The sequence below is a fragment of the Salinimicrobium maris genome (genome assembly GCF_049680855.1).
Lineage (GTDB): Bacteria > Bacteroidota > Bacteroidia > Flavobacteriales > Flavobacteriaceae > Salinimicrobium.
The window spans coordinates 326,200-345,337 of record NZ_JBMPGS010000003.1; the positions used below are offsets into that span (position 1 = coordinate 326,200).

Annotated in this window: 16 protein-coding genes and 1 other RNA gene; 6 read left to right on the top strand and 11 right to left on the bottom strand. The window is 40.3% G+C overall.

Features of this window, described 5'->3' with window-relative positions; all coding sequences use genetic code 11:
* Positions 1 to 31 precede the first annotated feature (31 nt).
* Entirely contained in the window at positions 32 to 3,052 is a 3,021-nt protein-coding gene (locus tag ACOV1Q_RS11970) for a tetratricopeptide repeat protein (protein ID WP_424494627.1), read from the bottom strand.
* A gap of 193 nt (positions 3,053 to 3,245) precedes the next feature.
* On the opposite strand from ACOV1Q_RS11970, the gene ACOV1Q_RS11975 reads away from it, so the two are divergent.
* On the top strand, positions 3,246 to 3,929 hold the full coding sequence (locus ACOV1Q_RS11975) for a cell division ATP-binding protein FtsE (RefSeq protein ID WP_424494628.1): 684 nt from the start codon (positions 3,246 to 3,248) through the stop codon (positions 3,927 to 3,929).
* Between the two features lie 206 nt (positions 3,930 to 4,135).
* Here the strand turns inward: ACOV1Q_RS11975 and ACOV1Q_RS11980 are convergent, their stop codons facing one another.
* Both ACOV1Q_RS11980 and typA read right to left on the bottom strand, forming a co-directional pair.
* Positions 4,136 to 5,038 carry an EamA family transporter gene (locus ACOV1Q_RS11980; protein WP_424494629.1) on the bottom strand — a complete coding sequence of 301 codons (903 nt, stop codon included), beginning with the start codon at positions 5,036 to 5,038 and terminating at the stop codon, positions 4,136 to 4,138.
* Positions 5,039 to 5,303: 265 nt separating this feature from the next.
* Positions 5,304 to 7,103 (bottom strand): translational GTPase TypA, encoded by a 1,800-nt coding sequence (gene typA / locus ACOV1Q_RS11985; RefSeq protein WP_424494630.1) that lies wholly within the window; start codon positions 7,101 to 7,103, stop codon positions 5,304 to 5,306.
* Between the two features lie 299 nt (positions 7,104 to 7,402).
* Between typA and ACOV1Q_RS11990 the strand changes: the two genes are divergently transcribed.
* The 3 genes from ACOV1Q_RS11990 (at position 7,403) to ACOV1Q_RS12000 (ending at position 10,021) form a co-directional block, all read left to right on the top strand.
* Positions 7,403 to 7,984 carry a nuclear transport factor 2 family protein gene (locus ACOV1Q_RS11990; protein ID WP_424494632.1) on the top strand — a complete coding sequence of 194 codons (582 nt, stop codon included), beginning with the start codon at positions 7,403 to 7,405 and terminating at the stop codon, positions 7,982 to 7,984.
* A gap of 81 nt (positions 7,985 to 8,065) precedes the next feature.
* Positions 8,066 to 8,884, top strand: coding sequence for a 3-deoxy-8-phosphooctulonate synthase (gene kdsA / locus ACOV1Q_RS11995; protein WP_424494633.1), 819 nt, complete (start codon positions 8,066 to 8,068; stop codon positions 8,882 to 8,884).
* A 180-nt stretch (positions 8,885 to 9,064) separates the two neighbouring features.
* Entirely contained in the window at positions 9,065 to 10,021 is a 957-nt protein-coding gene (locus ACOV1Q_RS12000) for a nitrilase family protein (RefSeq protein ID WP_424494634.1), read from the top strand.
* 94 nt (positions 10,022 to 10,115) lie between these two features.
* Here ACOV1Q_RS12000 and ACOV1Q_RS12005 read toward each other — a convergent pair whose 3' ends face one another.
* From ACOV1Q_RS12005 to ACOV1Q_RS12020, 4 genes are all read right to left on the bottom strand, one after another.
* Entirely contained in the window at positions 10,116 to 12,683 is a 2,568-nt protein-coding gene (locus ACOV1Q_RS12005) for an adenosylcobalamin-dependent ribonucleoside-diphosphate reductase (protein ID WP_424494635.1), read from the bottom strand.
* A 272-nt stretch (positions 12,684 to 12,955) separates the two neighbouring features.
* On the bottom strand, positions 12,956 to 13,741 hold the full coding sequence (locus ACOV1Q_RS12010) for an endonuclease/exonuclease/phosphatase family protein (RefSeq protein ID WP_424494636.1): 786 nt from the start codon (positions 13,739 to 13,741) through the stop codon (positions 12,956 to 12,958).
* A gap of 47 nt (positions 13,742 to 13,788) precedes the next feature.
* The gene (locus ACOV1Q_RS12015) at positions 13,789 to 14,631 is read right to left on the bottom strand and encodes an endonuclease/exonuclease/phosphatase family protein (protein WP_424494637.1); all 843 of its coding nucleotides are present in this window, start codon (positions 14,629 to 14,631) and stop codon (positions 13,789 to 13,791) included.
* On the bottom strand, positions 14,618 to 15,841 hold the full coding sequence (locus ACOV1Q_RS12020) for an NAD(P)-dependent oxidoreductase (RefSeq protein ID WP_424494638.1): 1,224 nt from the start codon (positions 15,839 to 15,841) through the stop codon (positions 14,618 to 14,620). The genes ACOV1Q_RS12015 and ACOV1Q_RS12020 overlap by 14 nt, the downstream gene beginning before the upstream one ends.
* A gap of 227 nt (positions 15,842 to 16,068) precedes the next feature.
* On the opposite strand from ACOV1Q_RS12020, the gene ssrA reads away from it, so the two are divergent.
* Positions 16,069 to 16,468, top strand: a transfer-messenger RNA (tmRNA) gene (gene ssrA / locus ACOV1Q_RS12025).
* Positions 16,469 to 16,601: 133 nt separating this feature from the next.
* Here ssrA and ACOV1Q_RS12030 read toward each other — a convergent pair.
* The 3 genes from ACOV1Q_RS12030 to ACOV1Q_RS12040 all read right to left on the bottom strand — a co-directional run bounded on the left by ACOV1Q_RS12030 (position 16,602) and on the right by ACOV1Q_RS12040 (position 17,785).
* A complete protein-coding gene (locus ACOV1Q_RS12030; RefSeq protein ID WP_424494639.1) occupies positions 16,602 to 17,039 on the bottom strand; it encodes a DUF1206 domain-containing protein in 438 nt (145 codons plus the stop codon).
* Positions 17,040 to 17,052: 13 nt separating this feature from the next.
* Positions 17,053 to 17,439, bottom strand: a complete 387-nt coding sequence (locus tag ACOV1Q_RS12035) for a DUF1206 domain-containing protein (protein WP_424494640.1) — start codon at positions 17,437 to 17,439, stop codon at positions 17,053 to 17,055.
* A 148-nt stretch (positions 17,440 to 17,587) separates the two neighbouring features.
* Positions 17,588 to 17,785, bottom strand: coding sequence for a hypothetical protein (locus ACOV1Q_RS12040; RefSeq protein ID WP_424494641.1), 198 nt, complete (start codon positions 17,783 to 17,785; stop codon positions 17,588 to 17,590).
* Positions 17,786 to 17,817: 32 nt separating this feature from the next.
* On the opposite strand from ACOV1Q_RS12040, the gene ACOV1Q_RS12045 reads away from it, so the two are divergent.
* Complete coding sequence (locus tag ACOV1Q_RS12045; RefSeq protein ID WP_424494642.1) at positions 17,818 to 18,483, top strand: class I SAM-dependent methyltransferase; 666 nt, start codon at positions 17,818 to 17,820, stop codon at positions 18,481 to 18,483.
* A 293-nt stretch (positions 18,484 to 18,776) separates the two neighbouring features.
* Here ACOV1Q_RS12045 and ACOV1Q_RS12050 read toward each other — a convergent pair whose 3' ends face one another.
* Positions 18,777 to 19,124 (bottom strand): response regulator transcription factor, encoded by a 348-nt coding sequence (locus ACOV1Q_RS12050; protein ID WP_424494643.1) that lies wholly within the window; start codon positions 19,122 to 19,124, stop codon positions 18,777 to 18,779.
* Between the last annotated feature and the right edge of the window lie 14 nt (positions 19,125 to 19,138).

Genomic DNA, 19,138 nt, shown 5'->3' on the forward strand with positions numbered 1-19,138 from the left:
AGGGTTAGACTTAATTTTTACAGAAAATTGATTAGTTATTTTGTTGTACAGAAGCATTGGTTTTTGCCTCCTCGGCTTTGATCCTGGCTAGTTCCTGCCTGGCTTCGGCTACCACATCTGGATAAGATTTAAAGTTCTGGATGACATTTTCAAGGATGTAAGTGGCCTGGTAAGCATCTCCCAGCTGGTAAAAATTCTTTGCCATAAGCAACAGCCCTTTTACACCATATTGTTTATATCCTGAATATTCCTTTGTGAGTTTTTGGATCGCCTCATTAGAAGCCTCGTAATTGGCATCTTTATTCTTAAAATAAGCATCGTAATACAAAGCTTCTGCCGCCAGTTCTCCAGTGGCTGTTTTTCTTATCTCGGCATAGGCATTTCGGGCTTTGGCCTCGTTACCCGATTTTATTGCCACACGGGCAATGATCACCTGTGCATCATTTTTAACTGCTGCCTCTGTTTGAGGATTTTGAAGCACCTGTTGCGCATATTTTTCAGCCTGCGCAAGATTATTCAATTCCAGGTTAGCTTTCATGAGGTTGGAAAGAGCAAAAATTCTGTTCTGCTGATTTTCAGCCTGGGATGCCAGCTTCTCCAGCACAGGAAGCGCTTCGGAATATTTTCTGTCTTCAAGATAAATCTGCGAAAGTTTTGCCAAAGCCTTTTCTGTATACTCGCTTCTTTCTTTGTTGACAACAAATTTGTAATGAGGAATTGCCTCCTGCTTATTTCCTTCCCTGAAATAAAGCTGCGCCAAATAGAAATTGCCCTTTAGTGCGTGTATTCCATTAGGGAAAGAAGAAAGATATTTTTCAAATCCGCGGATCGCCTGGTCGTTGTTATTTTGCAGGTATTGGTTTTCGGCAGCTTCATAAGTGGTATTATCAAGGTCTGCATCGGTCACCTCTACAAAATCGATGTTTTTCACCCAGGCTGCGTACTCATCGGTACGTTCAAGATCTATATAGATGAGTCTAGCGGTCTCTACCCCTTGAACTGCTTCAGGAGAATTGGGATATTCGCTTACCACACGCTTCATTTTTTCAAGCGCCTGGTTTCCCCTGTCCGTATTGTAGTAAATAAGCCCCTGTTTCAACAAAGCTTTAGGCACATAAGAGCTGCCGGGAACCTGACTAATAAGCTTGTCATAGGCTTGCAATCCTTCCGCTGTACGATTCATGGCCACATATGTGTTCCCCAACTCATACAAAGCGTCATCGCGATAAGGCGATCTCGGGAAATTATTCATGAACTGCTGCAGTGCTTCAATTTTCGTTTCTGTACGATCTACGAATCCGTAACTAATGGCTTTTTGAAAAGCTGCATAATCACTGTCTGCACCTCCCATTGATACCGCCTGGTTATATGCCTCCATTGCCGGCCAGTAACTACTGTTTACAAAATAGCTGTCTCCCAACCTTACAAAAGCATCGTTTCTACGATTTTTATCATTTGAAGCATTTTCAGCATATCTTTTGAAATATTCAATGGCACGATCATAATCGCGCTGTTTGAAATATGCGTAACCAATGTTATAATCAAGATTTTGTTTTTCTGAAACGCCCTGTGCCCCGCTCATTCCGGCGAATTCGCGGTAACCAATAAGCGCCTCCTGGTGGCGGTTCAAATTGAAATCACTTTCGGCTTTCCAGAAAGTAGCCAGCGCTGTGAATTTTGGATCTCGTCGCTGACTTAAAGATTTCTCGAACATATCATTTGCGGCCCGATAATCTCCTTCTTCGAAAAGCTCAAGCCCGCGGTAAAAAGCCACTTTTTGATACACTACATTGTTCTGAAAATCTCTGTTCCCCTGGAGCAGGCGCATGGCCTCCTCAAAATTTCGGGTAGTAATAAAAGAGTCGATCAATAATTCTCTTATCTCATCATTTGCAGGCGAGTTGGGATAATCCTCCATATAATCCATAAGTACCTGCGGCACGCTGGCATAACTATTCCCTATCTCGTAGCTCAATTTTGCATAATTTAAAGCTGCATCTGCCTTGATATCCTGGTTAAACTCCATTTCACTGGCATTTTTAAATGCATTCAGCGCCTGTTGCTTTTGATCCATTTTAAGGTAAGACTGCGCCAGGTGGTAATATGCATTTTGGGCAACTTCATCTTTCCCGTCTATGATCTTGTTGAATTCAGAAATAGCGCCTTCATAATTTCCCTGTTGGAAATAAGCATAACCCAGCTGGTAATAATCGGTGTTGTTCCATTTGCCGCGCTGGCCGTTGTATTCCTTTAAATAAGGAATGGCTTCTTCGTACTGACCAAGGTTAAAATAACTTTCGCCAATGATCTTATTCAATTCAGATTTTTCTAGTCGGTTGGCACGCGGCAGTTGCTCCAAAGCAGAATTAATGGCTTCCTGGAAATTTCCGCTCTTAAAATTCATGTCACTCTGGAAGTAAGACATGTCTTCCTGGTAACGCGAATCTTCTTTCACCTCTTCAAAAAGCTCTTTTGCTTCAAAATAATTATCGCCCTCATAGGCCATAAATCCTAAATAATAAGTTGCCTGCGAACCGTATTCTTCAGAATCCTTTACCCGATTTAGATAATTGCGTGCCTGGTCGTAATCATTTCCTTTAAAATAGGCGTAACCATTATTGAAGTAGAACCGGCGGAGTTCCTTTCGACTCAAACTGCTTTGATCTACCATATCATACCACTTGCGGGCAAGAGAGTAACTGCCTTTATCAAAATAGAAATTTGCCACATCAGAAAAGGCAGAATTTCTCTTTGTACTGGTAGGGTATTGCTCTACAAAGTCTTCCATAAGTGCATCGGCACCACGCTGGTTAAGCCTAATGGCCGCATTTGCAATATAATAAGCAGCGTTCGCTTTGATCTTTTCATCATTCACTTCCTCCAGAACATCTTCAAACAGCTTTTGAGCCGCCAGGTACTGGCGGTTATTGTAAAGCTCAAGTGCCCTGTTGTAATCTACCAGCTCATTGGTATGAATGGCAGATTGTTGTGGAAAAACCGAAATCGAAAAGAAGATAAAAGCAACAAATAAGAAGGTTTTGCTATGTTTCATTCGTGGTTGGATTTGTTGATGATTCAAAGATAAAAGAAACTCTCTCTTATAACGTCTCTCCTACTGAATAAATTATACGTGAGATAAAATTCCAAAAATGACATTTTTGAGGATAATTTTTCCTAAAGAAAGACAACACAAACGGATATATTTTCGTTCACTTTCTTACTTTTACCTCACAAAAAGATACTTCATGGCCGAGACGGTACTACGCTTAAAAGACGCTTCCATTTATCAACGGGAGACCCTTATTCTTTCTGAAGTTGATATAGAGATCAAAAAAGGGGAATTCGTTTATCTTATTGGGAAAACCGGAACAGGGAAAAGTAGTTTTATGAAAACCCTTTATGGCGACCTTCCTTTAACCGAAGGTGAAGGCTCCATTGTGGATTATGATCTTCGGAAATTGAAGGAAAAAGACATTCCTTTTCTTCGCCGGAAACTGGGCGTGGTGTTTCAGGATTTTAAATTACTGAATGATCGAAATGTCAACGAAAACCTGCTTTTTGTATTAAAAGCCACCGGCTGGAAAGATAAAGCCGCGATGGACCAGAAGATCGAGGAAGTGCTTAAAAAAGTGGGAATGTCTACCAAAGGATTTAAAAACCCGTTCCAGCTTTCGGGAGGAGAACAACAGCGAATTGCCATTGCACGTGCCCTTTTGAACGACCCCGAGCTTATTTTAGCAGATGAACCTACCGGAAACCTGGATCCCCAAACGTCTGTAGAGGTGATGGAAGTACTTCAAAACATTAGCAACAACGGCAAAACCATTCTAATGGCCACCCATGACTACGCCTTACTTTTAAAATACCCTTCAAAAACTTTGAAATGCGATGGCCAAAAAGTATTTGAGGTGGTGCAGAAAACCGTTTAAAAATCCGTAATTAAGCCATGCTGTGCAGAACGAAGCTTTCAGTATTTCGTTTATCAGCGCCTTTCTATAAATTTTAGAGTGGCATACGAATAGATAGAGCCTCAAATATGACATTTTTGAGGCTCTCTTTATTTTATATTTCAATTATCATACTTCTTCCAAAAAATTCAGGACGCTTTGCAAGAAGAAGTATCAGAGTTTACGGATCACACCTTCGCAGTTCGTTTTCTTTTCTTTAGATTCATTTGAACTACCGCCAAAAGAATTAGAGCAATTCCCAGCCATTGCATGATATCCACCTGTTCATTCAGCAGGAAGTACGCCATGAGGACAGCGGCAGGCAACTCAATTGAAGAGATTATAGCTCCAAGGCCCACTTCAATTTTAGGCATCCCGGCAGTGTACAACAGCGGCGGCAAAATTGTCCCAAAAAGAGCAAGAATCAATCCCCATTTGATAAGAATATCAAATCGAAATTCATTGATAAGATGAGGCAGGGAAATTGCACTTACTACTAAAAAACCGCCCAGCATCATCCAAAAACTCCGCCGCAGCGAAGGCATATCAAGGGAAACTGTGTTCGAGCAGTAAATAGTACCTGTATATGACATGGCTGCCAGCATTCCCCAACCAATTCCTCTCCAGTCCAGAACGAAGGCATCATTCAGCACATTGGTAGCCATAATAGTACCGGCAAAGATAGCTAAGACTGCCAGGATCTTTTTTAAACCCGGCCTCTTTTGTTGCAGCACAGCTTCCAAAACCACGCCCATCCATACACTTTGCATTAATAATACAATCCCAATGGAAACTGGGATATACTTCACCGCGAGATAGTAAAATGTGCTGGTGAGTCCCAGCGTTGTACCGGCAGCAATGAGTTTCAATTTACTCATTGAACCCGGCTTAACGTCTTTTTTTGTTTTCTTTTTTCCGAAGAAAATGTTGATAAACAAAAGACCCAGCAGCCCCAGTAGCATTTGAGAAAAAGTTACCTCGTAAGAAGTATAACCTTCAGCATAAGCCATTTTAACAAAAGTGGTCAGCATTCCGTAGCTACTGGCGCCAATAGCAACCAGAATGGCACCTTTGAACACAGATTTATTCATAGCAAAATTCTTAGGTAATAATTGTTTTGTGAAAAATTAAATAATGGAAATGTCCATTTCCTATACATTTTTTGGGTGTTGACATGGATCTCTATTTTCCATTATGCTCTTAAAATTTTATCGCTACATTCTACAGGCAAGTATAGGCCAATGACCAGCAACAGGTGAAAATGAAGAAGATAATTTTAAAACATATGACTTTCCCACACAAAAAAGCTGCCTCAAAATAATCTTCGAGGCAGCTTATTAATGATATTATAAGAAATTACATTATTTTATTTCTCTTTCGGTCGTTTTCGGTAAGATAGATCTTACGAAGGCGAAGATGGTTTGGTGTAACCTCCACGTATTCGTCTTTCTGAATATATTCCAACGCCTCTTCAAGAGAGAATTTAATTGCAGGAACAATTTTAGCTTTGTCATCTGCCCCCGAAGAACGTACGTTAGAAAGTTTCTTGGTTTTGGTAATGTTCACCACCATATCATCCTGGCGTGAATTCTCACCAATTACCTGACCTTCATAAATATCTTCTCCCGGATCTACAAAGAACTTCCCTCTGTCCTGAAGTTTATCAATAGAATAAGGAATTGCTTTTCCTTTTTCCATAGAAACTAAAGAACCGTTTTGGCGCTCTGGAATTCCTCCTTTAAGCGGCTGGTACTCTTTAAACCTGTGGGCCATAATAGCTTCACCAGCTGTTGCCGTCAATAACTGGTTACGAAGACCAATAATTCCGCGGGAAGGGATCATGAACTGTATCACCATTCTATCTCCTTTTCCTTCCATGCTCAACATTTCACCTTTTCGCATGGTCACCATCTCAACCGCCTTTCCTGAAACATCTTCAGGAAGGTCAATGGTCAATTCTTCTACCGGCTCACATTTCACACCATCAATTTCCTTGATGATTACCTGTGGCTGCCCGATTTGAAGTTCGTAACCTTCTCTTCTCATCGTTTCGATCAAAACCGAAAGGTGAAGTACACCCCGTCCAAAAACCAGGAATTTATCGGCACTGTCAGTTTCATTTACTCGAAGCGCCAGGTTCTTTTCAAGCTCCTTCATTAAACGATCCTTAATGTGACGGGAAGTAACGAACTTTCCGTCTTTTCCGAAGAAAGGTGAATCGTTAATCGTGAACAACATGCTCATGGTAGGTTCGTCAATCGCGATGGTCTTAAGTCCTTCAGGATTCTCGATATCGGCAACAGTATCACCAATTTCAAATCCTTCAAGACCTACGATCGCACATATATCTCCTGCCTGAACTTCTTCGATCTTTCTACGACCAAGACCTTCAAAGGTATGAAGTTCCTTAATCCTTGTTTTCTTAACAGTACCGTCTCTTTTTACAAGTGACACCTGCATATTTTCTTTAAGCGTTCCTCTTTGAAGACGTCCAATAGCGATCCTTCCTGTAAAAGAAGAAAAGTCTAAAGAAGTGATTAACATCTGCGGACTTCCCTGCTCAATCTTAGGCGATGGAATGTGCTCGATAACCATATCCAGTAGCGGCTCAATATTCTCTGTCTGGTTTCTCCAGTCGTCGCTCATCCAGTTGTTCTTTGCAGAACCATAGACGGTAGGAAAATCAAGCTGCCACTCTTCGGCACCAAGTTCAAACATAAGGTCAAATACCTTTTCGTGAACTTCTTCAGGAGTACAGTTCTCCTTATCTACTTTATTTACCACCACGCAAGGCTTCAACCCAAGGTCAATCGCCTTTTGCAGTACAAATCGCGTTTGCGGCATGGGACCTTCAAAAGCATCTACCAAAAGAAGAACCCCATCTGCCATATTCAATACCCGCTCTACTTCACCACCAAAGTCGGCGTGACCGGGAGTATCAATGATATTAATTTTTGTGTCTTTGTAAACTACGGAAACGTTCTTAGATGTAATGGTGATCCCTCTTTCCCTTTCCAGGTCATTGTTGTCAAGGATCAAGTCTCCGGTATTTTCGTTTTCCCTGAAAAGCTGACAATGGTACATTATCTTATCTACCAATGTGGTTTTTCCGTGGTCAACGTGTGCGATAATCGCAATGTTTTTAATAGATGTCATATAAACGCCTGATTTTTAAGGCTGCAAAGGTACGTTTATTTTTTTCGAAAAAAACAACCCCTTACTGAAATCTTTTGAAACAAAAATTAAATTTATCTTATTGATTTTCAATTCATTGAATACTTATAATCTTTTTATGCTTCTACAGTTCCAGCAAAGGCTGTAAAAGAGCTTCAAAAATGACATTTTTAGAACCTTTTAAATAAAATCAAGCGATAAGGCTAAAGAAGGTCATGTTTTTTGTATATTTAAATATTTCATTCACAACATTTTACAGTTAATCCTTAATATCATAAAGCATGAAAACCAGGGCATTTAAAAACACAGCGGTTTTTGCATTAACAGGGATGATATTACTGTTCCTCCACTTTACGTCCTATGCACAAACCAACAACAGCGCGAATATTAATTATCCCGCCGCTGAAGATGATCTAGAAATTGCAGAAGCAACGGTAATGGCTTATGAAGCCGGAGACTGGGACGAGCTTAGATCTATGTTATCTCCAGATGCAAAGATCTACGGCCTGGGGAATACAGACAGCCTTGATGTTGACGAGACCATCACTTATTGGAGCCGTGGCCGCGATGATGCCGCTCCTACCCTATCGAAAAATGGCATCTGGCTTCCGGTTTCTTTTAGTGAAGGACCTAAAGCGGGAAATTGGGTTTTGTATTGGGGAAACAATACGCTTACCTATAAGAATGGTGAAAACATTAGCTTTCCCTTTCACGTGTCCATGAAATTAGAAAACAACCTTGTAAGCGAAGTTCATTTCTATTATGACAATATGAAAATTATAAGAGCACTGGGTTATGCTATCAGTCCGCCGGTAGAGGACGAGGACGAGGAAAACGAATTAGATCCCGATGAGGGCTATTAAAAATGGCATTTTTGGATACAATTTGTGGCAAAGGAATTTCCGAAATAGAAAATAGGTATCTTTGCTCCAAATATTGCTTTTATGAACCTGAAGAAAATACCACAGTTAAAACATTTAGATTCCAACAACTTTTTCCTACTAGCAGGCCCCTGCGCTATTGAAGGCGAAGATATGGCACTGCGCATTGCTGAAACCGTTGTAGAGATTACGAATAAACTGGAAATTCCTTACATCTTTAAAGGCTCTTTCAAAAAAGCCAACAGAAGCCGCATGGACAGTTTCACCGGCATTGGAGATGAAAAAGCACTAAAAATACTTCGGAAGGTTTCAGAAACCTTCAATATCCCAACAGTAACAGATATTCATGAAGTAAGCGATGCTTCTATGGCTGCAGAATATGTAGATGTACTGCAGATTCCAGCTTTCCTGGTACGCCAGACAGATCTTGTGGTCGCTGCCGCCGAAACCGGAAAAGTCGTGAACCTGAAAAAAGGACAGTTCATGAGTCCAGAGAGTATGAAGCACGCCGTAAATAAAGTCGAGGAGTGCAATAACGAACAGGTGATGGTTACGGACCGCGGAACGATGTTCGGCTACCAGGATATGATAGTAGACTTTAGAGGAATTCCTACCATGAAACAGTTTGCCCCCACAGTTTTAGATGTAACACATTCTTTGCAGCAACCTAACCAAAGCAGCGGAGTTACGGGAGGAAGACCAGACATGATAGGTACCATCGCACGCGCCGGAATTGCAGCAGGAGCAGACGGAATTTTCATTGAAACTCATTTTGACCTTTCCATTGCTAAAAGTGATGCCGCCAACATGTTGGATATAAAATATTTAGAGAATTTACTAAGTAATTTGACAGCCATTAGAAAAACAATAAATCAATTCTAAAGCACTAGGCTAAAATTACGAGAATTAAGCCTTCATCCATGGCAGCATGGGTGAAGGCTTTTTATTTCCGAACGATTACTGCTGACTACTTTTGACTATCTTCACCACGGCCCGTTTGAAAGTTTCATTGGTTATCTTGAAAAATTTCTATCTTGATGGTGAAAACAGTTCATCTATTACATGGAAAAATTAAAAATAGCCACTGCCCAGTTCGAGAATAGAAGTAACGACAAAGAATACAACCTCTCTGTTATAGAAAAATTGACAGCGAAAGCCGCCGCGGAAGGATGCCAGGTGATCGCCTTCCATGAATGTTCCATAACCGGATATTCCTTCGCCCGCCACCTTTCCAGAGAACAGTTACTGGAAGTCGCTGAATATATTCCTGAAAGTGCCAGTATTCAAAAGTTGATTGAAATTGCAGGCCGATATGAAATTGCAATCCTCGCCGGACTTTTTGAAAAAGATGAGGATGACAATCTTTTTAAAGCCCACGTATGCGTTGACAATACTGGTATTGTAGCTAAATTCAGAAAATTACATCCGTTCATCAATCCTCACATCCTCCCGGGAAACGAATATTGCATCTTTGATCTCTACGGATGGAAATGCGGAATCCTGATATGCTATGACAATAACGTTATTGAAAATGTACGGGCCACAAAACTATTGGGTGCAGATATCATTTTTATGCCCCATGTCACCATGTGTACTCCCTCTACCCGTCCCGGCGCGGGATTTGTTGATCCTCAACTTTGGAAAAATAAGGAGGAAGATCCCACTTCATTAAGGCTGGAATTTGACGGGATGAAAGGAAGGCAATGGTTAATGAAATGGCTGCCTGCGAGAGCTTATGACAATGCTGTTTATGCTGTCTTCTCCAATCCCATAGGCATGGATGATGACCAACTAAAAAATGGCTGTTCCATGATCGTTGATCCTTTTGGAGATGTCATTGCAGAATGCAGGACACTGGGTAATGATATCACCTCAACCATGCTTTTCCCTCAGCATTTGAAACAAGCCGGAGGGAACAGATATACCAAGGCCAGGAGACCTAACCTGTACAGAGAGATACTGTCTAAAGAAAATAATCCGGAACAAAAGGTTTCGTGGCTGCATAAGGAGGAAAAATAAACGTCGAATAAATAAAGTTTTTTTCGATTCCTCAAAAACAAAAAACCCGCCGGTGAGACCGGCGGTTTTTTTTGAGTCACGAACTAGCTCTTTTTTATCCACATTTAGAATACCCACAGCTTTTACACTCCAGGCAACCTTCAGAAAAGTGTATTCCTTCAGGATCACCACATTCTTCACATTTCTTGTCGGCTGCAGGTGTTCCATTTGGAACGAACTGTTTTAAAGCACGAACTACTCCCGCTTTCCAGGTGTTGATATTTTCATCGAGCAGGTTCAGGTTGTTGATCAGGTCAACCACGTAAGGAATCGGCATTCCGTGGCGAAGTACTCCGGAGATCAGTTTCGCATAGTTCCAGTATTCTTCATTGAAAGATCTTGATAGCCCTTCAATGGTAACTTTATATCCATGTTTATCACAGAACTGGAAATCATATCTTGACCTGCCGTCTTCATCACGATTTTTAAGCACCCAGCCATCGGCTACCCAGTTTGGAAGATTAAACACATCTTCCATTTTCCCGGTGAAGATCTCGTATGGACGGTTATGAAGCAATCCAACTACTGCCAGCCATTTCTCTTTTTCGTTGTTGAAGCGAACGATCTTAGCTTCCAATTTCTTAGGTCGTTTTGGAGCAAAAGTTTCAGAAAAAACAGATTCCTGTGTTGCCGGACTTCCTTCCTTCTTCTCCTTTTTATCTTCAGAGGAAACAAGAATTCCGCTTCTCGATCCGTCGCGATAAACGGTGATTCCTTTTAGTCCCTGTCTCCAGGATTCAATATAGATATCGCTGACCTTATCTGTAGTCACATCGCTTGCAAGGTTAATGGTCGAGCTAATAGAGTGCGTGGTGTATTTTTGCACCAGGGCCTGCATTTCAACTCGTTTTTGCCAGTTAATTTCTGAAGCGGTCGCGCCGGCATAGGCGCTTTGGCTGATATCTTCTTTACCGGTAGCTTGCATCCAGGTCTTCACCTTTGGATGGTACACGGTGAATTCTTCAAAAGCATCTCCCGTATCATCCACAAATGCCACTTTCGCATTCTTTTCTGAAGGGTTTACTTTTCTTCTTCTTTTATAGGATAGCATGAAAACCGGCTCAATTCCTGAAGAAGTTTGCGCAAGCATGCTCAAGCTTCCGGTTGGTGCCACAGTACTAATGGAAATATTTCTTCGCCCGTGCTGCATCATTCTTCCATAGATCTCCGGAAATTCATTTTTCAGCATTTGCACAAAATCTGATTGTTCCTCAATTGCGGGATCAAAAACTTTGAACGGTTCGCGGGTGATGGCCATATCAATACTACTGTCAAACTCACCTTTAAGTTTGGTCTGCATGATCTTGTCGATTTCCGTAAGAGCTTCATCGGTATCTAATTTGATCCCAAGTGCAGCAACAGCATCGGCAAGGGCAGTAAAACCTAAGCCGGTACGCCTTCCGTTCTTACCATTTTCAGCAAGAAGCTTCCAGGTATCAATTTCATTCTTTTTGATAAAATCCGGTTCCTTATCGTTGGAAATTTTTCCGAGGATGCGATCAACAGCTTCCAGTTCAAGATCTACAAGGTCATCCATCAAACGCTGGGTTTCGTAGATCACTTTGTAGAATTTTTCATGGTTAAAAGTGGCATTTTCGGTGAATGGTTCATCCACGAAACTGTACAGATTCACTGCAATCAAGCGACAGGAATCTCCTCCCTGCATCGCAATTTCTGAGCAAGGATTCGTCGAACTGTTCTTAAACCCTGGATAATACGAGGAAGTGGAATACGTATGCTGCTTGTCCCAGAAGATCAATCCGGGCTCGGCTGTATTATGCGCACATTTTATGATGCTTTCCCAAAGCTCTTTTGCGCGAACGGTTTTGGTGTATTTTGGCTCTGGGCTTTCAATTGGCCAACGTAATGTAAAATCATTGTCTTCAACGACCGCTTGCATAAATTCATCTGAAAGACGTACAGAAATGTTTGCACCGGTCACTTTTTTAAGATCCTGCTTAATGGTGATAAAATCTTCTACATCTGGATGCGCTATGTCAATAGTTAGCATTAATGCACCTCTTCTTCCGTTTTGAGCAACTTCACGCGTGGTGTTGGAAAAACGCTCCATAAAAGAAACCGCCCCGGTAGTGGTTCCTGCAGCATTAGAAACCAGCGCGTCTTTTGGTCGAAGTCCGCTAAGATCCACTCCCACTCCACAACGTCTTTTGAAGAGTTGTACAAGTTGTTGATCTGTATAAAGAATTCCGCCGTAAGAATCGTAAACCGGTGGCACAACCACACAGTTCGATAAAGAGGCGATCATTTGCTCATTCCCCAAAGCGGCCATGACACTTCCCTGCGGAATGCTATACTTGAAGTCTTTGAACAATTCATAGATACGCTCTTCTGTAAGTGATTCACGCACCTGCCCGTACTCCGATAAATTTTCTACTCCCGAAGACCTGTCGGCATATTTTGCTTCCACACGAGCAAATTCTTTTGCCATCCTGCGGTGCATATCGTTCGGCGTCAATTCAAGGTAGTTTCCATCTTTGTCCTTGACCGCATATTTATTGATCCAGGTAGTGGCAGCAAGTTCATCATTCTTAAAGTATTTGAGGGATTCCTTCAACACTTCATCATAGGTATACGTCTGGGTACTAAATAGTTCTTCAACCATGGCAGCTAATATTTTTTAATAAGAAAGAAGTGTAAAGTTATTTCAATATTTCACTTTTTAAACCTTTGGAATACGATTCTTATTAACTAATGCATGTTGAAAAAATTAATTGAGATTTAACATTTCTCCTCGTCCTTTTGTTAGCCTTGAATCAAGATCATTTTTTAGAATTTTTCAAGGTCTAAAAACTTTTTAAGCAGCAAAAACAGAAAAAAAATTGAATATATTGAAAGGGTGCTGTAGCCGACTTATAAAGTCTTAAAAAAGGTATTTTACAACCTAATTTCTACAAGCACCGGAAAATGATCTGAGGGATATTTCTCTTCTCTTGAATCGGTAAGGACAGCATATCTCAATACCTCCACACTATCATTTACAAAAATGTAATCAAATCTCCCTATGGGCGGTTCTTGAAATTCGTAAGCATTGAAAGTTTCTTCGGGACCTGCAGCAACTTTTGCTGCTATTTTCCTGCTATCGTTTAAATTCTTTGCCAGAAACTGAATGGGTCGATCTTCAGGCTCAAGATTAAAATCTCCCATTAAAATTACCGGATAATATTCATCATTAACCGCTTTAATGCGTTGTAAAATAAGCGCAGCACTCTTTTCCACCGCCTCCTCTCCCTGGTGATCAAAGTGGGTATTAAATATCCAGCACTTTTTCCCGGTTTGCTTATTAGTAAACAGCGCATAAGTACAGACGCGTGGATAAGCCGCATCCCAACCCATTGAAGGTTCTCCCGGAGTTTCTGATAACCAGAAAGTAGATTCTTCCGAAATTGAGAATATCGCTGCTTTATAAAAAATAGCGTTATAAAGTCCTTTTTTACCGCCATCTCTGCCTGTCCCAAAATATTCGTAGATCTTTAGCTTATTTTTCAGGAATTGCAGTTGCTCTAACCGTGCCTCCTGCACCCCAAGGACATCGGGAGTGTAAGAGGCAATTAAATCTTTTAAATGACTTTTTCGCCTGGACCAGGAATTCTCGCCATCCTCTTCGGTCGCAAACTTGATGTTATAAGACATCACCTGGAATGCGGACTTTTCAGCAGCCATAAATTTCTAAATTATCTTCCTGTTACTTTTCTTCGGAAATAACTGCTTTAATTTTTCAAATGAAGCGTTACCAGGACAGGTAAATGATCTGAAGGATATTTTAAATTTTTTGAGTCGCTCAACACAGCATATTTTTGCACCTGAAAGTCATCGGTCGTAAAAATATAATCTATCCGGCGGTTTACCGGCTCCTTGAAATTATACCCATTAAAGGTGCCTTCAGGCCCAAAAACTAATTTTTCAGCAGTTTTTTTACTATCATTCATTTGACCTGAAAGGTACTGAATTGGTTTTGCCTCCGGTTCCAGGTTCAAATCTCCCATTAAAACCACAGGAAGATCCTCGTCATTGATCCTCTCTATTTCCTTGATAATTAATTGAGCACTCTGCTCCCTCGCTTCCTCCCCCACGTGATCGAAATGCGTGTTAAAAACATAAAACTTCTCTCCGGAATCCTTTTTTTCAAACAAGGCCAGGGTACAAACTCTTGGGTAAGCGGCATCCCAGCCTTTAGAAGGTTTCCGGGGAGTTTCAGAAAGCCAGAAAGTGTCTTCTTCCAGAAGCTCAAACTGATCTTTCTTATAAAAAACAGCACTAAATTCTCCCTTTTTCTTGCCATCATCACGTCCTACTCCCACATAATCATAACCTTCTAAATTTTGCTGAAAATGCTCCAACTGTTTAAGTACAGCCTCCTGAACACCAAAGATATCAGGTTCATAAAACTTTATTTGGTTCGTCAAATGTTCTTTTCGTTGAGACCAGGAATTTTCTCCATCCTTCTCATTTGCATACTTGATATTATAGGACATGACACTCATTTGCGCCATCATTGTAACACTTGTCATAGTGAAAAAGAGTATTAAAAGGTAGAAATTAACTGTTTTCATGAAGCTTACTTTTGGTTACATATTCCTGCAGATAATTAAAACGAGGCGTCAATTTGCCATTTTTGGTCATCCTGGCCCTTTCAAGAACAGCATCTTTGTCATCATTAAAAAAGGCAGACAGAACATTTTCCAGGAACATTTCTCCAAAACCTTCACTGGCATCTTTAGGTAATTCACATGGCAGATTGTCTACAGCCATGACAAGTATGGCATTTTTTTCCCTAAAATCTACTTCTATACCTTTTTGAGGATCGATTCCATAAAAAGGTTCTGCAATAGTAGAAGGCCGAATAGTGGTTGCCACAGGACCATTGATATCACAGGAAATATCAGCTACATATTTTATTCTGAAATCGGGTGATTTTAATTCTTCAGAAGTGTAGAAATTAGGTGCTCCCTGGCCGTAAAAATGGCCTGCCACGAAAAGATCTGCTATTTTGGCAAACCTGGCAAAATTTGATTCATAATCCTGCGGATTATCGAAAAAATCCTGCACCGTTCCCGGTTTTCCATCTTTACGCTTGTTGTAATCCAGCACATCTATGTGGCAATATACGGGCTCATCATACGAACCCTCCAAAAAGGCATTTACGGGCAGCTTTTTGATCTTGAGGTGATCCAGGATCTCTTTTGCACCACCAGCGACTTTTCCGCTTCCGGTAAGGACTATCTTAATTGGCGGAACTTCTATTTTGTCAAGTTCCCTAAGCATAAAATCAAGATCTGGCAGTTCACTGGCTTTTGGCAGCGAAAAAGTCCCTTCTTTCAAGCCAATCCCCCTTAACCCATTGTAAGTCCCTACAAGGCCTGCATATCTTCCAAAACCAATCAACCTGCCTCCTCGTTCATTTACAATAACCTCATGATCATATAGTTCTATGTTCTTTTCAAGAATTTCCCTTAAAAGATCCCGATTGTAAGGCTGCTTTTTTATGGTGTGTGAAAAGAAGAAATATTTTTTATTTGGAATTAAAAAAGGAACCGGCACTTCTTTTACTCCTAATAGTACATCACAATCTGACATATCTTCGGAAACTTCAAAACCGGCTTCTTCATAGGCTTTATCAGAAAAGATCCTGATGTCTGAACTTTCTACTTTGAATTGGGCCTCCGGAAATCTTTTTGCAGCTTCCTTCAGCTTTTCCGGGGAGAACACCACTCTTTTGTCCGGCGGACTTTTTCTCTCTTTAATAATTCCAAATTTGATCATATGGGAACAGCGTTTACTTTTTATTTGTTGTCTTTCAAAGATATGAATTTAAAACTGTATCTTTGTTTTGGCAGCCCTGAACGGCTGCTACTTTTTTGAAGTATTTTTGCGGTGGGGATTGATTGAATTTGAAGTTTTGACTGAAGTGGGAACGCCTACAAACCTGGCATGAAAAATGCAATACAATCTTCGCGGAAATAATTAAATATATAAGTTCTTTACATAATGGGGTCGACTTGGTTTTGACAGCGAGTCTAACTGAGTTGTAAGCACGTCGAGCGCTGGGAAACAGCTCGTAAATCTCATTTTTCACACTTTTTTAAACGGCGAGAATAACTACGCCTTGGCTGCATAACCGAATTATAGTAGGTTATACTTAGTCCCTGCAAGGCAGGGAGCCAAGATGTCTCGTGGAAGCCTTGATTTACGGCGTCCACACCAGAGGCACCGGTAAAGTAAATATAGGGATCTTAGGGCCTTGATAAGATTCTGAACTTTAAGCGAGGATACGTGTAAAGTTGGTGGTTTTCGGCCGGCTTTGCATCGACAACCAAGTGAAAACTAAACGTGTAGAAAGCAATTGAGTTGCTTGTTTGGACGAGGGTTCGAACCCCTCCGACTCCACTTTTTGAGTATCAAACTCAATCAAAAACCCCGGAATCCTAGGATTTACGGGGTTTTTCATTTTTTATAAAGTTTATTTGCCCTTTTCGAGGAACAGCTTTTTCCACGACAAAGCAGAATCATATTGTGATTAACTTTAACCTTTCTGCGGATGGAAATTCGGATCTGAAGGATCATTATCTAAATCATAGGTGATACCGAGGACGAACATAAAAAGTCCGTAGCAAATAATTCCGAAGGCAACTATGGCAAAGGGAATCTTTCCAATGTGATCGCCTATAAAATTAAAGGCTTTATCTGTATTAACGACATAACTAGGATCTTTAAGTATACCCGATTTGATAAAAAAGAAGCCAATAATACCTAAAATCACCCCACGGGCAACATAGCCGGTGAATCCAAGAAAAAAGATGACGGACTTTTTTTTCCTGCCAAATTCTACAATATCTAAACGCTCCCGATACCCACGGGTAATTCCGTAAAATAATTGCACTGCAGCAATCAAAGCTATGAAAGCACCTACCCCCACAATTAGCCATTTGCCCCAACCGTAATTTAAAATGTTAGCCGTCATTTCCCTCTTCTGCTCAGGACTGTTCAGAATAATTTGCTGTCCCCAATAAAACTACCAGCGCAGAGTATGCGATAAGTGCATCGGCAAAAGAGCTGAGACCTATCCCGGTACGACGGGTAATTCCTTTCCAGCTATTTCCATATTGGTAGGGATCGCTAAATGATTCATAGATTCGCCAGGCAATATAACAGAGCATTCCCAACAGTATGGCCCAGATGATAATTTCACCCCCCGGCAGTTCCTGTACATAGGCTAGTAGGCTGTTTTTGGAAGCGCCGCCCTCTTTAAGTCTTAACAGGGAAAGAATAGCAATTACACCTATGGCCATATAAATGAGGCCGGTGGAAATACAACCCAGAATAGGAAAATATTTGATGTACTTCTTCTTCGCTTTTTTCACAGGGAAAACAAATTTACTCCTGAAAGTAAGATTTTTTTCCTTTTCCGGTAGAATACCATTCAATTTCCCTAAAGGAATGGTCCTCAAAGTTGGGATTTCTCTTCTTGAGTAAAAGCATTTCTGCTTTCCTTGGAGACAAAGTCACGAATTAATTTTTTTCAATAATACCCTTAAAAAATGGCATTTCTGGCACCCACTTTTCGGCTAGATTTACTTTTTGATCTTCCGGGTTTATATTTTTATAATTATTTTGAGCACCGAAATATTGCAAAGTGGATAAAATGGATTTTAAACAGTAGTAATGAGCAGATATATTTTTGTTCTTGATGATTTGTTTTTGTTTCATAGGGGCTTTATCTTACACCCTCCTCATAAAAGATGACAAAAAACAGACAATTAAAGAAGCCGTGGCCGACTAAAGATGCTATGGTGCAGATATATGAAAATAACCTGTGGGGTGGTAAAAAATCTCAATTTTACTCTGGCCTTGGCTCACATCATCCTGAAACAGTAAATCCATATATAGCTGTAATATCCGATTTTTTAAGAAATTTTAAAACTCCCCCGGTAGTTTGCGATTTGGGTTGTGGAGATTTCAACATTGGCAAAGAACTGGTAAAGTACGCTAATAAATACATCGCACTAGATATAGTTCCAAATCTTATAGCGCATAATCGAAAAAAATTTAGAGCCGCCAATTTGGAATTCTATGCTTTAGACATTTCAAAGGATAAATTGCCTTCTGGTGATTGCGCATTGATAAGGCAGGTTTTGCAACATCTATCCAACGTGGAAATTCAAAGAGTAGTGGAAAAATTGTATGATTTTAGGTATGTAATTTTAACCGAACATTTGCCGACAGAAGATTTTGAACCCAATAAGGATATTATTTCCGGACAGGGTACCCGACTAAAAAAGCAAAGTGGAGTAATTCTTAACGCTTCACCATTTAACTTCAAAGTCAAAGAAGAAAAACAATTACTATCTGTTCCATCTTTTGGTTTTAAAGGAGTGTTAGTAACTACGCTTTATAAGGTAAGATAACACTAACGGAGGTGAATTCTGCTATATTGAAAAATTGAACCAGTCCTCTCTAAATGGGCAACAAATTGAATTATAATCCATCGCAACCATTTTGCTTCTAATCCAAAGTTAAAAATTGAAGCGAGACCAATGCGGTAGCTATGAAATCTTATTTTGTCACTACTATTGCCCTTCCTATTCCTTTTACCCTTACTTTTAATTTATTTTGTAATCAGGATTTCAAGGAGCTTTCTCATTATAAAAAATTGAAGCTCAATCTTTCAAAATTCAAAAGGATTTTCTTTGCGTAATAATTAATCTAATTGTTTCCTTATACGCTGCAGTAATTCTTCAATATCAAAGGGTTTGGCTATAAAATCATCGGCTCCTTCTAATTTATTAATATTTGCATGGGCAGACATTAGTAGCACCGGAATTTTTTTGGTGACTTCTTTTTTCTTCAGGTCTTTGCAAAGATCCAGTCCGTTGCCGTCGGGCAGCATTATGTCTAGCAAAAACAGGTCGGGAATTTCTTGAGGAACTATTTTCTGAAAAGACCTGGCAGAGGGGAAAGTTTTTACTGAATAATTATGACTCACCAGCAGGAACTCTATCAATTCCCGAATTCCCTCATCATCTTCAACTATAAAAATTTCTTTCATATAATTATTTTTGA